This window comes from Achromobacter mucicolens, from assembly GCF_029866465.1.
GTDB lineage: Bacteria > Pseudomonadota > Gammaproteobacteria > Burkholderiales > Burkholderiaceae_B > Achromobacter > Achromobacter mucicolens.
Window position 1 is genome coordinate 5242221 of the sequence record NZ_CP123364.1, and the last position, 14946, is coordinate 5257166.

Annotated in this window: 15 protein-coding genes; 2 read left to right on the forward strand and 13 right to left on the reverse strand. The window is 65.4% G+C overall.

Going from position 1 to position 14946, the window contains the following annotated elements; genetic code table 11:
* Window positions 1–3: 3 nt before the first annotated feature.
* From QEP15_RS23850 to QEP15_RS23900, 11 genes are all read right to left on the reverse strand, one after another.
* Complete coding sequence (locus QEP15_RS23850; protein ID WP_056319941.1) at window positions 4–1251, reverse strand: metal-dependent hydrolase family protein; 1248 nt, start codon at window positions 1249–1251, stop codon at window positions 4–6.
* Between the two features lie 27 nt (window positions 1252–1278).
* Window positions 1279–2160, reverse strand: coding sequence for an ABC transporter permease (locus QEP15_RS23855; RefSeq protein WP_056319944.1), 882 nt, complete (start codon window positions 2158–2160; stop codon window positions 1279–1281).
* An 8-nt stretch (window positions 2161–2168) separates the two neighbouring features.
* Window positions 2169–3215, reverse strand: coding sequence for an ABC transporter ATP-binding protein (locus tag QEP15_RS23860; RefSeq protein ID WP_280148190.1), 1047 nt, complete (start codon window positions 3213–3215; stop codon window positions 2169–2171).
* A 3-nt stretch (window positions 3216–3218) separates the two neighbouring features.
* Window positions 3219–4028, reverse strand: a complete 810-nt coding sequence (locus QEP15_RS23865; protein WP_175156605.1) for an ABC transporter permease — start codon at window positions 4026–4028, stop codon at window positions 3219–3221.
* A 318-nt stretch (window positions 4029–4346) separates the two neighbouring features.
* Window positions 4347–5501 carry a hypothetical protein gene (locus tag QEP15_RS23870; RefSeq protein ID WP_152382843.1) on the reverse strand — a complete coding sequence of 385 codons (1155 nt, stop codon included), beginning with the start codon at window positions 5499–5501 and terminating at the stop codon, window positions 4347–4349.
* A 32-nt stretch (window positions 5502–5533) separates the two neighbouring features.
* On the reverse strand, window positions 5534–6634 hold the full coding sequence (locus QEP15_RS23875; RefSeq protein ID WP_280148191.1) for a hypothetical protein: 1101 nt from the start codon (window positions 6632–6634) through the stop codon (window positions 5534–5536).
* A gap of 12 nt (window positions 6635–6646) precedes the next feature.
* The gene (locus tag QEP15_RS23880; RefSeq protein ID WP_152382845.1) at window positions 6647–6985 is read right to left on the reverse strand and encodes a DMT family transporter; all 339 of its coding nucleotides are present in this window, start codon (window positions 6983–6985) and stop codon (window positions 6647–6649) included.
* Between the two features lie 2 nt (window positions 6986–6987).
* Entirely contained in the window at window positions 6988–7869 is an 882-nt protein-coding gene (locus tag QEP15_RS23885; protein ID WP_152382846.1) for a decaprenyl-phosphate phosphoribosyltransferase, read from the reverse strand.
* Window positions 7866–8489, reverse strand: a complete 624-nt coding sequence (locus QEP15_RS23890; protein ID WP_152382847.1) for an HAD-IB family hydrolase — start codon at window positions 8487–8489, stop codon at window positions 7866–7868. Before QEP15_RS23890 ends, QEP15_RS23885 begins: the two co-directional genes overlap by 4 nt.
* A 255-nt stretch (window positions 8490–8744) precedes the next feature.
* The gene (locus tag QEP15_RS23895; protein ID WP_280148192.1) at window positions 8745–9173 is read right to left on the reverse strand and encodes a carboxymuconolactone decarboxylase family protein; all 429 of its coding nucleotides are present in this window, start codon (window positions 9171–9173) and stop codon (window positions 8745–8747) included.
* A 146-nt stretch (window positions 9174–9319) separates the two neighbouring features.
* Window positions 9320–9772: a hypothetical protein gene (locus tag QEP15_RS23900; RefSeq protein WP_342032961.1), complete on the reverse strand. Its 453-nt coding sequence runs from the start codon at window positions 9770–9772 to the stop codon at window positions 9320–9322.
* A gap of 123 nt (window positions 9773–9895) precedes the next feature.
* Here QEP15_RS23900 and QEP15_RS23905 point away from each other — a divergent pair, with 123 nt between their 5' ends.
* Together QEP15_RS23905 and QEP15_RS23910 are read left to right on the forward strand one after the other, a co-directional pair.
* On the forward strand, window positions 9896–10291 hold the full coding sequence (locus QEP15_RS23905; protein WP_175156502.1) for a SecDF P1 head subdomain-containing protein: 396 nt from the start codon (window positions 9896–9898) through the stop codon (window positions 10289–10291).
* 177 nt (window positions 10292–10468) lie between these two features.
* Entirely contained in the window at window positions 10469–12559 is a 2091-nt protein-coding gene (locus QEP15_RS23910; RefSeq protein WP_056319969.1) for a PhoX family protein, read from the forward strand.
* A gap of 112 nt (window positions 12560–12671) precedes the next feature.
* Here the strand turns inward: QEP15_RS23910 and QEP15_RS23915 are convergent, their stop codons facing one another.
* Both QEP15_RS23915 and QEP15_RS23920 read right to left on the reverse strand, forming a co-directional pair.
* Complete coding sequence (locus QEP15_RS23915; protein WP_056319970.1) at window positions 12672–13640, reverse strand: glycosyltransferase family 9 protein; 969 nt, start codon at window positions 13638–13640, stop codon at window positions 12672–12674.
* 75 nt (window positions 13641–13715) lie between these two features.
* On the reverse strand, window positions 13716–14945 hold the full coding sequence (locus tag QEP15_RS23920; protein ID WP_062838991.1) for a pectate lyase family protein: 1230 nt from the start codon (window positions 14943–14945) through the stop codon (window positions 13716–13718).
* Window position 14946: the final 1 nt, after the last annotated feature.

A 14946-nucleotide genomic window follows, 5' to 3' on the forward strand; every position in this document is an offset into this window, starting at 1 on the left:
CCCCTACACCCCCAGGTCGTTATGTTCGATGACGCCGCCCTTCATGATGAGGCCGATGTGCTCGCCCTGCCCCAAGAGGCACGACAGGTCGCGGTACGGATCGCCGTCCACCAGCAGGATGTCGGCCAGCGCCCCTTCCTGGATGCGGCCCAGCTGGCCGACCTGGTTCAGCACCTCGGCCGCCGTCGTGGTGGCGCACTGGATGACTTCCTGCGCGGACAGCACCTCGCGGCGGATGCGGAATTCGTCGCTTTGCAGGCGCTGAGACGGGCCCAGCAGGTCCGAGCCGTAACCGATCTTCACGCCCGCCTTCTTGTAGATCTCAAGTGAATGCAGGCCCGCGGTGCGCACCGTGGCGATCTTGGCCACGGAATCGGCCGGCAGACCGTAATCGGCGCCTTCGTTGGCCAGCGCCTCGTAGGTCACGAGCGTCGGCACCACGAACGCGCCCTTCTCGGCCATGAAACGCGCCACGCGCTCGTCGACCAGGTTGCCGTGTTCGATGGTGCGCACGCCGTTGCGGATGGCGCGCTCGATGGCGTCGGCGGTATAGGAATGCGCCATCACGTACGTCTGGCGGCTGGCCGCCTCATCGACGATGACGCGGATTTCCTCTTCCGAGTAGCCAAAGGACGCAATGGGATCGGTGGGCGATGCCACGCCGCCCGAGGCCATCATCTTGATCTGGTCCGCGCCCATCTGCAGTTCCTGGCGCACAGCCTTGCGCACGTCGTCGATGCCGTCGGCCACGCGGCCGATGTCGCCCGCCCGGAAGCAGCAGCCGCAAAAGCTCATGGGGCGCAGGTGGTCCGAACGCGGACGCGGATCGCCGTGGCCGCCCGTCTGGCTGATGGCGCGGCCCGAGATGAACAGGCGCGGTCCCTTGACCGTGCCTTCGTTGACGGCGCACTTCAGGCCCCAGCCCGCGCCGCCCGCGTCGCGCACGGTGGTAAAGCCCCGGCGCAGCATTGCCGCCATGATGGGCACCGCGCGCATCATCACCAGCGCGTCGGGCAGGACGCCCTGCGTGCTGAGATTCAGCTGCGTGGCCAGCACATGCACGTGCAGGTCGATGAGGCCGGGCATTAGCGTGCGGCCGGCGGCGTCGATCACGCGCGCCGAGGACGCGGTGATCGGCTTGTCCGACACTTCCTTGATGACACCGTCCTCCACCAGGACGTGGTGCCCTTCCAGCAGCTCGGATTGCAGCGGATCGAGCAGGTTCGCATTCTTGAACAGCACAGCGGACATGAGAATTTCCTTGGGGGGATGTCTGGGTCAGGACGCCATGGTCTTGATGTAGCGCCGGTGGATCAGCCAGTTGGATATCAGTGCGATGACGAGCGTGCCGCAGACCAGGATGACCGCCAGCGCGGCGCCAAACGGCCAGTTCGAGGCCTTGGTGATCTGGTCATACAGCGCCGGCGCCATCATGGTCAGGCCGGAACCGCCCAGCAGCACCGGCGTGGCGTAGGCGTTCATGCAGAGAATGAACACCAGCATCGTGCCCGCCGCCACGCCCGGCGCGGCGATCGGCAAGACGATGCGGCGGAATGTGGTGAAGAAGCTGGCGCCCACATTGCGCGCGGCCTCTTCCACGGACAGGTCCATGCCTTCCAGCACGCTTTGCAGCGTCAGGATCAGGTACGGCATGACGACTGCGGTGGTGCCGATGACGACGGCGGTCGGCGTGTACATCAGCGTCAGCGGCTTGTCGATGATGCCCAGGCCCTGCAGCACGGCGTTGACCACGCCGGCGTTACCCAGCGCCACCATCCAGCCGGCCGCGCGCACGACGTTGCCCACCATCAGCGGAAACACCAGCAGGATCACAAAGAGGCTCTTGTAGCGGCTTTGCGTGCGCGCCAGGAAGTACGCCACAGGAAAGCCCAGCACCAGCGCCAGCACCGTGCACAGCGCCGCGATGCCCAGCGTGGTGAAGAAGATGTCGCGGTAGTAGGGATCGCCGAAGAACTTGGCGTAGTTCTCGAACGTGAAGGCGGTCTGCATCATCTCGACCGGGTCGAAATGATTGAAGCTGTAGCGCGCCAGCTGAAGGATCGGGATCATGATGATCACCAGCACCACCAGCGAGGCCGGAAAGGCCAGCCCGGGGCCCAGCCATCGGCTGGGGCGCCCATCCTGCGTTGCGGTCGTCATGGCGCCTCCTATTGCGTGAAGGCGACGCAGTCGTCGGGCTCGAAGCACGCATAGACGCGCTCGCCGGCGGCTGGCGGCGCGCCGCGCGCGCCCGCATTGACGATCTGGCTGATCAGGCGGTCGCCGCCATCGAGCTGCACCCGCACCTCAAGCACCGACCCCAGGTACAGCGACGACTCGATCACGCCCGGCAGCGCGTTGCCGCCGGACGGCTGCGTCTGCAGGCGCACGCGCTCCGGCCGCACGCCCAGATGCGTGGCGTTGCCGCCGCCCGGCGCCGCGATGCGCTGGCCGGCCTTGGTCTCGAACTGATCGCCGGCCTGGCCGCGTCCCGTGAAGACATTCATCTTGCCCAGGAAGTCCGCCACGAAGAGGTTGGCGGGCCGCTCGTACAGCGTGTCGGGTGCGCCCACCTGCTGCACGATGCCGTCGTGCATGATGGCCATGCGGTCCGCAATCGCCAACGCCTCTTCCTGGTCGTGCGTGACAAAGACGGTGGTCAGGCCCAGGCGCCGCTGCAACGCGCGGATTTCCTCGCGCACTTCCAGGCGCAGCTTGGCGTCCAGGTTGGACAGCGGTTCATCCAGCAGGAACACCTTGGGTTCGATCGCCAGCGCGCGCGCAATCGCCACGCGCTGCTGCTGGCCGCCGGACAACTGGCGCGGATAGCGGTCGCGCAGCTCAGTCATGCGCACCATGTCCAGCACGCGCCGGATCTTCGCATCGCGGTCGGCCTTGGGCACCTTGTGCATTTCCAATCCGAACGCCACGTTCTCGGCCACCGTCATGTGCGGAAACAGCGCATAGCGCTGGAACACCATGCCGGTATCGCGCTTGTGCACCGGCAGCCGCGTGACGTCGGTTTCGCCAATGCGGATGCGCCCCGACGTCGGCGTGATGAAGCCGGCAATCATGCGCAGCGTCGTCGTCTTGCCGCAACCGCTGGGCCCCAGAAAGGTGACCAGCTCGCCTTCGGCAATCTCCAGGGAAAAATCCGACACCGCGACCGCCGCGCCGAACTGCTTGCGGATGTTTTCGATTGAGACCTTCGCCATTTCTTACACCACCTGACTGAGTTTCACGTAGCGGTCGGTCACAAGCATGATGATGCCCAACAGCAGGATTTGCACCGAGGCCACCGACGCGATGGTCGGGTCCAGGTTGAATTCGAGGTACTGCATGATCGCGATCGGCAGCGTCGTGCGCCCCGGGCCCACCAGCGACAGCGACAGCTCCAGGTTCTCGAACGACACGACAAAACTGAACAGCGCGGCTGCGACGATGGACGGCCGCAGCATGGGCAGCGTCACGCGCATGAATGCCTTTGGCGCGCTTGCGCCCAGGTTGCGAGCGGCCTCCTCGATGGAGCCGTCCAACCCGGCCATGCCCGCCGTGACCAGACGCACGGTCCAAGGAATGGTGAGGCACACGTGCGCAATGACCAGACCGCCGAACGTGCCGACAAGATCCTGGTCCAGCACGTTTTCAGCGCGCAGGTAAAAGAGATAGACGGCCACGCCCGCGACGATGCCGGGAATCAGCAGCGGCGACAGCAGCAAAGTGTTGACGCCCTTGCTGCCCGCGAAGCGGTAGCGCGCGATCGCGACCGCCGCCAGCACGCCCATCACCACGCCGATGAACGCGGCCACCAGCGACACCTGTAGGCTGAAAAGGAAGCCGTTGGCGAACGCGGGGTTCTCCCAGGCCTTGACGTACCAGGAGAGCGTATAGCCCGATGGCGGGAAATAGAGGATGGCGTCCTTGAAGAAGCTCAGCCAGACCACCAGCACGATGGGGCTAAGCATGAACGCATACATGAGAACCACGAAAACGCGGTGCAGCCACGTGGCCCACGGGATCACGCGCACTGGCTTGTCCCGCGAGACCGCGACGGCTGAACCCAAAGGAGGTGCATTATGCAAATCCGGTTCCTTTCAGCAACTGCCGGCTCGGTTTGAAACTCCTCCGAAAGACTCTGCGGTCCCTACGGTTAACCGAAGCATATCGACCGGTTGCTGCCCGGCTCAAGTAGGGATAACCCACGGCACGCTAAAACTCGCGGGTTATCCCTGCAGTAGCCCCGTCACGGGTGCAACCCGCTGCGAACGCTGGTCGCGGCAGGTGCAACCTGCGCTGAGGCGCGCAGCTACCGGGCCCCGCCCTCGCTGCGCCGCCCGGGCCGCGCGTCAGGAATCGGCAGTGCGAAGCGCAGCCGATGGCGATGCAGCCGCCGCGCCGATCCACGCGGTCAGCGCCATCGACATCAGGGCTAGCAGCGACGGGTACAGCATGCTCAGGTTGCGCGCCTCGCCCTCGGCGGCGAACAGCAGAAAGAGCGGCACGTTGACCGCCAGCGCCATCAGCACGTGCACGCGAAACGGCGTGGGCAGCAGGCGCCAGCCGGTCGCGGCAACGCCCGCGATCATCAGCACCATTACCGCGCTCAAGCCCTTGGGCAGCGCGACGCCGTAGGTGCTTTCCGTACGGAACCAGTTGCCCGGATCGAGGAAGTAGAAGAAATTCGCGCCCGGCTGGAAGCTCACCGCGCCGCCGGGATTGCCCGCATAGCGCATGCGCAGCGCCAGATACACGCAGCCGCAGACGAACACCAGGGCCGCCACGACGCCTGCTGCCTTGATGCGCGGCAGGCTGCGCCGCAGAAACGGATACAGCGTCACCACATAGAAGAAGAACGCCTCCTTGTTCCATGTCGCCATGGCCGCGACGACGGCCAGAAGGCCCAGCCGCCCCGCCGCACGCATGGGGCGCTCCACGGGAATGCGCCAGGCCAGCAGGATCGCGCACGCCATGAACAGCACTTCGAAGAAGTCGTAGAAGAAGCCGCCCTCGGTCAGGAAGAAGGGCAACAGCAGCGCGATGACCATCGGCGCGGCGGTGGCCGCAGCCCCGCTGGCGCCTGCCGCAAGACACACCGACCGCATGGCGAACAGCGAGCCGAGCAGCGCCGCGAAGGTCAGGTAATAGACGAGGTGATAGCGCAGCGTCACGGGGGCCTGCATCGCTTCCGATTCCGGATAGCGCATCGCCAGCCCCGAGCGGCTGTTCACGCGGCGCGGCTCGGTCAGCCGTTCGGACAGACGCGCCACCGTCGCGGCCGGCAGCAAGTCCTGAATGCCGTTGGCGATGGCCGGCGCAAATTGCCGGTACACGTAGGGACGGTGGGCGGTGCCGTCCACCATGGCCGCCAGCGAATGCGGGCCATGCCCGTCGTTTAGCCGCCACTTCGTATAGAAACCGTTGAAGGCTGCCGCAGCCACCATCACATACAACATCGCCAGCAGAAAGCGGCGGTAAACCACGCTATTGAAAAAACGGATCATCGGACTTCCGAAGCAGCCGGTTGGGAGACGCCCTACGGGCCCAGCCATTTGGCCAGCGCCAGCGCCAGCAGGCACAGCAGGGACGGATAGAGCATGCTCAGGTTGCGCATTTCGCCTGGCGAGCAGAACAACAGGAACAGCGGCAGGTTGATCGCCAGCGCCATCTGCGCGTGCCAGCGCAGGGGCTGGGGCAGGCGCGTCCAGCCTTGGATGGCAATGCCGGCAAAGGCCAGCATGCTCACGATGCTGAAGCCGCGCGGCAAGAGGACGCCATAGGTGTTCTCGGTTCGCAGCCAGTTGCCGGGGTCCACGTAAAAGCGCAGGTTGTCCCACAGCTGGTAATCGACCGTCGAACCGGGGTTGCCCGCGTAGCGCAGGCGCAGCGCCAGATAGACGCAGCCGCTGACCAGCAGCAGCACGCCCACCACGCCTGCGGCGTGCATCCGCGGCAGGTTGCGCCGCAAGAGCGGATACAGCGCGGGCGTGAAAAAGAAGAAGGCTTCCTTGTTCCAGGTGGCCAGCCCGGCCAGCGCCACCAACGCGCACAGCCGCACCGGCGTCTGGCGCGATGCGCCCAGCGCCAGCAGCACGGCGCTCATGATGAACATCAGTTCGACGAAGTCATAGAAAAAGCCGCCCTCGGTCAGAAAGAACGGCACCACCATCGCAAGCAGCGCGGGCGCGATCGTGGCGGCCGCGGCGCCAGCCCCCGCCCGCAGCGCCACGCGGCGCATGACGAAAAGCGAGGTCAGCAGCGCGGCGAAGGTCAGGTAGTAGACCAGGTGATAGCGCAGGGTCACGGCCGGCATGAGGGCCTCGGACCCCGGATAGCGCATTGCCAGGCCCGAGCGGCTGTCCACCCGCCGGGGTTCGGCAAGGCGTTCGGACAGGCGCGCCACGGTGGACGCCGGCAGCAGCGACTGGATGCCATTGGCCAGCGCCGGCACGAACTGGCGATACACATAGGGGCGGTAGGCCGTGCCCTCGACCATCTGCGTCAGCCCGAGGGCCGCGTGGCCGTCGTTGAGCCGCCACTTGGTGTAGAAGCCGTTCATGACGGCCGCCGCCACCACCACGTAGGCGCAGCAGAGCAGGAACCCGCGGTACCACGCGCCATTGAAGAAACGTTGCATGCCTGTGCCCGCCTATTTCGAAATCAGGAAGACGCCAATGGCGATGAACGCCGCGCCCGCCATCCGCAGGGCGGTGATAGTTTCCGTGCCGGACAACAGGCCGTAGGCAAAGACGCCAGCGATGGCAAAAGCCACCATCAACGGATAGGCCAGCGTCAGATCCAGCTGGCGTAGCGCCAGCGCATAAAAACCAAAACCCAGTCCGTACGCGCCGATGGCGGCAAGATAGGGCAGCCCCTGGCTCAGCAGGGACGGCGCGGCCGCTTGTGCGGCGCTGCTTCCCGCCGCCTTGAGGGCCACGCTGGCCGCCACGCTACAGGCCCCGCTGAGGATCAGCCAAAGATATGCCATGTCTACGTCCTTACAAGCAAAACCACCACGGCCACCCAGGCCAGCACCGCCAGGCGGATCTGGTTGTCGGCAAGCAGATCGCGCCCCGGCTCTTCGCCCGATCCGCCCTTGTACAGCAGGTACAGATAGCGAAATACGCCGAACGTGACGATGGGCAGCGTGATGATCAGATTCTGCGTCCCGTGCAGCGCGGCGGTGTCCGAGTCCACCGTGTAAAGGCCATACGCCAGCAGCGTCGTGCTGGCCGTAATGGCCACCAGAATGTCCAGCAGTTGCGGGGAATAGTGCCGCAGCACGGTGCGCGTGCTGCCCTCCGACGCCGGCGCATCCAGGGGCGCCGAGGCAATCTCGGCGCGCCGCTTGGCAAAGCCCAGGAACAGGGTCAGCATGAAACTGCACAGCAGCATCCAGCGCGACGGGACGATGCCCACCGCGTAAGTGCCACAGGCCAGGCGGATCATGAAGCCGGATGCGATGCAGAACACATCGACCAGCACCTTGTGCTTCAGGCTCAGCGTATAGGCAATGTTCAGGGTCAGGTAACCGGCCACGGCCAGCGCCACCGGCCCCAATCCGCACGCAAGCGGCAGGCCCAGCGCCGCGCAGAACAGCACCGCGATCAGCGCGCGGGCGGCGGGCAGGCTCACCCGGCCGCTGGCGATGGCGCGCAGCCGTTTCTTGGGATGGGCCGCATCGGCGGCGCGGTCGTGATAGTCGTTCAGGACATACACCGCGCTGGAGGCCAGGCAAAACGCCACGAAACCCACACCCACCGCGAACACCAGCGCCGGGTCGGACCAGCCGTGGCTGAAGATCAGGCCGATCAGCACGAAGCCGTTCTTCAGCCACTGCTGCGGACGCAAGAGGGAAAGCCAGGCGGTCATGGCTTGACCGCCTGCCCGCGGTACCACGCGTGGTGCGCCGCATCGATGAGCCACTGGTCGCCGCGGCTGTCGCCGTAGGCGTGCAGTTCGTATTGGTCCGTGCCGCCGAAGCGTTCGGTCAGGCGCCGCAGCTTTTCAGGTCCCCAGCAGTTGTGGCCGTCAAAGTCGCCGGTCAGGCGGCCCTGCGCGTCCACCGCCATGCGCGTGCAGATAAGGTCGTCGAACCCCAGGTATCGCGCCACTTCTTCCAGGTAGATATCGGGAGACGCGCTGATCAGCACGCAGCGGTCGCCGCGCTGCTGATGCCAGCGAAGACGGTCGATAAGCGCGGGCCGCAGCGGGATGGTGTGCACCCAGGCGCGGGCGACGTGGGCCAGTTGGGCGCGCGCACGTCCGCGGAGCGCGGCGCGGCACAGTGATCTTTTTGCGTCTTCGTTGCTGCGCAGGCGCATGGCAAAGGCCGCCAGCGCCGGGGCGGTTTGCAAGAGCGCCGTCAGAAAACGGACCCACGACAAGTGGGCCAGGAAGGGGACGAACGTATCGCGCTGGGTGAGCGTGCCGTCAAAGTCGAAGGCCGCGATCACCCGCGTGGAATCGGGAAACTGCGTTTGTGTAGCCATACTGCTTTCGCGGCGGCGCCCGGTCAGGGCGCGACGTCGCAAACTGTGCCGGAAAATGCGTCGGCGCCCAAGGCGCGGACGCGTAATGTCAGACGCAGGGCTGCGCGATGCAGTCCTGCGGTGAAGCCTATGCGTTTTATTTCAAATGTTGTGTGTTTGTAACACACTTGATGACAAGTCATCATAGCCTGCCCTCCGGGCGAGCAAGGCAAAAAGCACCGCGCGATTCCTGCCGTTTTTCGCGCGGCAAGGGCCTCAGGCCTGCTCTGCCTGCTTGAATGCGCCTTCTTCATCCAGCACCTGGTTGGCCACCTTGAAAGCGTCCAGCCCCGCGGGAATGCCGCAATACACCGTGGCCTGCAAGAGAATCTCCTTGATCTCTTCGACCGTCACGCCGTTGTTCAGGGCGCCCTTGACGTGCAGCTTGATCTCGGCTGGACGGTTCAGCGCCGTCAGCATGGCCAGGTTGAGCATGCTGCGCGTTTTCTTCTCCAGTCCGGGACGGCCCCATGTATAGCCCCAGCACCACTCCGTAGTGATGTTCTGGAAGGCCATCATGAAGTCGTTGGCGCGCGCCAGCGATCCGTCGACATAATCGGCGCCGAGCACTTCGCGGCGCAGCGCCAGGCCTTGATCGAACAGCGCCTGGGTTTCTTTCTGGGTTTCTTTCTGGGTGTCTGCCATGGGTTCCTCCGGGATCGTGGCGGCGGGCATCGCCGGCCCGCCTGCCGGTTGTCATCCGGCCGATTGTGGGCGTGCCGCCTCCCGCCCGTCAAATGCGGCGCGGCGGCGCAAATCGATGCCTGGGCAGTGAACGCGGCGGGCGGGGCCTATAGCGAATAGCGGTAATCGCAATTCAACGTGGCCTGCAGCGGCGCGGGATAACCGCTGGCCGCCTTGCCGCCGGGACGCGGGCCCAGCAACTTGGCCTGGAACGTGCCCGCCATGTCGCCGTCCGCCGTCTTTTTCACGGCAACAGTGGACGGCAGCGCGTACAGCGTCAGCGCCTGCCCGTCGGCCGGCGCGACCAGCGTGAAGACCGACTGCGAGAAATTGGCGACCACATATGCCGGCGCGTCGTCGGCCGTGAACGACAGCGTGGCCGCGGCGTACGTCAAGGTCAGGGCCAACGCATCGGACGAGGGCGAAGGAATATCGCCCTTGAGCGCCACCTTGCCGCTTTCGGATACGCACGACAGCGAAGCGGGCGCGGAACCGGCGTGGGCCGCGCCCGCCAGAAGTGCGATGGACAACAGGCAGGCCGCGCGTGCAATCATGGTCATTTCTCACTGTCCTCGGGCGCGGCCCAAGCCGGCAAAATTTCGTCAGGAATATATCAGACGGTCATCCCCCCCCGAGGCGATCCGTATAGGATGGAGCCGTCGTCCATCAGAAGGAGCGTTTCCATGCCGTCCCTGCGACATCCCATGCTGGCCACCGCCCTGGCCGCGGCGCTGGCCGCCGCCGCCCCCCTTGCCGCCCTCGCCGAATCCGTCACCCTGCAGGTCGAGCAGGCCACGCCCGGCGCCGATCCGCACACCAACGCCCGCATTGTCGACATCAAGCTCAAGCCGGACAGCAGCAAGGCGCTGGCGAACTTCACGCGCGAGCGCGTGGGCCAGCGCGTGCAGTTCCGCGCGAACGGCATTCTCCTGTCCTCGGCCACGCTGATGAGTCCGCTGGAAGGCGACAGCCTGCGCATCACTGCCGGCGAACACGGCTTTGCCGGCAAGTCGGCCGAAGAGATCGCGCAAGGCATCATGAAAGACGGCGCGCTGACGATGGACGACGAGAACAGATAGACGCGCCTGCCTTATCGGGTCCCGTGGCTGACGCCCGCACATGCGGGGTCAGCCATTTGTTTTTGGCCACGCGCTTGCCGCGCGCCGCAATTTCAGGGCACTGTCATTAACCTTTCATTTCGGACTTCTAGTATTGCTCGTCCCCATCGGGCATCAGACCCAAAGCCAGGAGTTCCAATGAGCAAGTCCATCTCCGACAAGACTGTCCGCAACCCCAGCCAGAGCACCCCGTTCAGCGAGATCCTCGAAAAGAACATGTCCCGCCGCATGGTGATGCGCGGCGGCATCGCCGCCGCGTTCGCGACGATGACCAGCCTGGGCCTGGCCGGCTGTAATGGCAGCGACGACGATGACGACGACGCCGGCAACGGCGGCCAGAATCCCGCGCCCGAAGTGCCCGGCGGCGAGCAGCCTGCCGCCCCGATCAAGCTCGGTTTCGAGTCCCTGCCCACCTCCATGACCGACGCCTGTGTCGTGCCGGCCGGCTACACCGCCCACGTGTTCGCGCCGTGGGGCACGCCGTTCAACGACAACGCCAATCCTTGGGACCGCAACGGCAACAACAGCTCGACGGACCTGCTCAACTCCACCGGCATGCACCACGACGGCATGCACTTCTTCCCGATCAACGGCAGCTCCACCGAAGGCCTGCTGGCGATCAACCACGAATACATCGACCAGGGCGCGCTGCACCCGAACGGCCCGACGAACGTCGCAGGCGTGCGTCCCATCGAGGAAATCCGCAAGGAGATCAACGCGCACGGCGTGGCGATCCTGCACGTGCGCCTGGAAAACGGCCGCTGGAACATCGTTCACAATTCGCGCTACAACCGCCGCTTCACGTCGGCCACGCCGATGAAACTGGCCGGCCCGGTCGGCGGCACGGACTGGGTCAAGACGCCGTACTCGCCCACCGGCACGATGGTGCGTGGCACCAACAACAACTGCGGCAACGGCTTCACCCCGTGGGGCACGTACATCACTGCTGAAGAAAACTGGGCCGCCTGCTTCGTGAACACCGGCACGCGACCCGCGCACCAGCTTCGCGTCGGCGTGCCGGATACCGCCGGCCGCTACCAATGGGAAACGGGCGCCAATGATCCGCTGGAAGTCCAGGGCGAGTTCGCGCGCTTTAACGTCACCGAGACCGGCGCCGACTTCACGCAGGACTGGCGCAACGAAGTCAACGGCTTCGGCTACCTGGTCGAGATCGATCCGTTCAACGAAAACAGCATCGCCACCAAGCGCACCGCGATGGGCCGCTTCGCGCACGAAGGCTGCGCCTACGCCATGCCCGAAGCCGGCAAGCCGCTCGCCTTCTACAGCGGCGACGATTCCCGTTTCGAGTACATCTACCGCTTCGTGTCGGAAGCCGTGTGGGATCCGAAGGATGCCGAGCGCACCGACCGCCTCGCCGTGGGCGCGAAGTACCTGGACAAGGGCACGCTGTACGTCGCGCGCTTTGACGCCGACGGCACGGGCCAATGGATCCCGCTCGTCGGCACGACCGTGGGTGCGGGCGGCCGCACGCTGGCCGACGAATTCGGCAGCCTGGAAAACATCATCATCAACACGCGCGGCGCAGCGGACTTCGTCGGCGCCACGCCGATGGACCGCCCGGAATGGACGGCCACGCACCCGACCAACGGCGACATCTACCTGACGCTGACGAACAACACCAGCCGCAACGCCAGCCGCGGCACCAACCCGGCCAACCCGCGCCTGAACAACGTCAACGGCCACATCGTGCGCTGGCACGACGAGCCGGGCTCGACCAAGTTCAAGTGGGACATCTTCGTGTTCGGTTCGAACGCCGGCGCCGATGCCGACACCAACCGTTCCGGCCTGACCGCGCTGAACCAGCTTGCCAGCCCGGACGGCCTGGGGTTCGATTCGCGCGGCATCCTGTGGATCCAGACCGACAACGGCATCGACGGCGGCCGCAACAACGACGTGGCCCGCGCGACCAACGACCAGATGCTGGCCGTGATCCCCGGCGCCCTGGCCAACAGCACCGGCACGGGCCCGGCGATCAATGCGACCAACCAGGCCGATCTGCGCCGCTTCTTCATCGGACCGAACGAAGCCGAAGTGACCGGTTTTGCCTTCACGCCGGACTACACCAGCGTCTTCCTGAACATCCAGCATCCGGTGAACTGGCCGGCCTACGACACCGATGACGCCACCGTCGCCACCACGGGCGTCGTCCGCCCGCGTTCGTCCACGGTGGTGATCCGCCGTGCCGACGGCGGTCCGATCGGGGTGTGATGACGGCGCGACCGGGACGTCCTGGTCGCCCAAAAATTAGGGCCACCCTCGCGGGTGGCCTTTTTTTATCGCTTGCGCGCAAGGCGCCGGCTAGTGACCGGCTAGTGACCGGCTAAGCGGCGCAGCGATCAAGTCCGGGTCGCTGCGGGGATTTGTCCAACACCGTCAGGCAAGCCTGGAGCACACGCCCCGGCTCAATCGAATCGATATTCGAAAATCCTGCTTCGGGCACGACGTCGCGGGTGTACTCGCGGGCCCAGAACCATTCGGGGTTGGATTCGTTGAACACGCCCACATAGGGCACACAGAGGCCCTGCGCGATATGGGAGGGGCCGCAATCGTTGGAGACAATGAGGCGCGCGTGCTGCATCAGCGCGACCAGCTCGGCCACGGGCCGGCAGCTCTCAAGCCGGAAGTCCGCCCGCTGCAGGGCTTGCAGGCGTTCGCGCTCGGCCGCTTCAGCCGGCCCCAGCACAAACGTGAACGTCGCCCCGCCGCCCAGCCGCGCCTGCAGCAGATCGGCCAGTGCAACGTAATGCTCCACCGGCCACCGCTTGAACTTGCCTGCGCCACCGCCCGGGATGAAGACGATGTCGGCCGGTTGCACCTTGTCCGCGCAGGGCCGTGCGATTTCAAGGAAGCACTGGCGCGCGATGACCTCGGGGTCGTGGTGCTGCACCGTGGACAGCAGCCGCAGGTTTGCCAGCCCGATGTATTCGCGGATGTCCTTGACGTGCGAATGCGTCCAGACACAGTCGCCAAGGCGGCGGTTGCTGAAGCCCAGGCGCATCGGGGGACGGCGCAGCAGGTTGATCAGGGCAAAGCGCTCGCTGGAATGATGCAGGGTCAACGACGCGCTGGCGCGCCGCGGAAGCGCCCGGACCTGATCGCCGAACGCGTCCGCGCGGACGAACTGGTCCACCCACGGCAGCTGCGTATAGAAGTCCTCGACGGCAAATCGGGACACAACGCGCACCTGCTTGTCCGGCCACAATTTCTTGACTTGATACAGCGCGGGATACGCCACTATCTGGTCGCCGTAGCGCGACTTGCTACGAACGAATACGACGACATCGGCCATGGCCACTCACTTGGTGAAATCTCGCACGACATCCTGCTCTCTTGCAGAACGGCGCGCAATCGGAAAACGCTGAAATCAAGACCCCGGCCGGTGACTTTCAGCCTGGCAACCCGCACCCGTGCGTGAGGCCGGCAGGGGCGTATCGCCCGATGTATTGCCCGCAAACTTGCGGATCTTCTCGGCCAGCTCGGGCGTCGCCTTCTCGTAGCCGTAACAATACGGCGGCGTGGGCGCCGACTCGGGGCGGTAATCCTGCAGCACAGGCTTCGCATCGCCCAGGTACAGGTTGTCTTTCAGACGCAGAAACGCCTTGAAGTCGCGAGTGTACCCGTGATCCTCCTTGCGCCTTTCATAGGCCCCGCGATCGGAGTCGCCATTTTCCAATGCGCTGCGCGCCGGCGCAATCGGGATATAGCGACAATAATTGACATTGATGCCTTCCACGGTGGGAAAGAACTCGGGTTCCACGCATTTGCGCTGCGCATCGTTATTGAAGATGTTGCCCTCGACCAGCGCCTTGGCCTCCAGGCTGAAACTCATGCCGTAGAAGTCCCAGTTCTCGAGCAGGTTGTTGAACAGGTGGAAGGTGCCGAATTGCGCGCGCGGATTGCGCTGCACGGTGTTGAAGAAATAGTTGTGATGCAACGTTACACGTGCAATCGAATCGCGCTCGTAGTTCTGGAACAGGTTCTTGGACGTGATGTTGTTCAGCAGCATCACCTTGTTCGAATTGTGGAACTTGGTCCATGAGATCGTCACGTCCGTCGAGCCGTTCTTCACGTTCAACAGGCGGTCCGACATCCGGGACAGATCCATATGGTCGACCCACACGTCGCGGCTGTCGTTGGCCACGTTCACGGCCTGCGTGAGGCGGGTGAGCCGCCCGTCGATGGTCAGGTGCGTCAGGATGACGTTCTTCGCGCCATACACGCCCAGGCCATCGTCGATCAGGGCCACCCGCTTGCCGCGGCCGTCGATGGTCGTGTTGGACGGAACCCGCAACTGCGACTTCAGGACAATGGTCATGTCCGAGGCAAAGCGTATCCACGTCGGCCCCTTGCGGGCCTGCGCCAGCGCTGCCCGCAGCGTGCCGGGGCCGGCGTCCTGGTCGGAGGTCACTTCAATGAACTTGCCGCCCAGGCCGCCCGTCGCCTTGGCCCCATATCCTTCGCGCTGCGCCAGCAACGCCGAAACGAACGGGCATTGCTCGTCCGGCGCCTTGCACGGCTCGGCGGCTGCCGCCGCACCGCCATGCAGGCCGGCCAGCGCCAGCAGCCCGATCATCATCGTCTTTTGAAGTCGCATC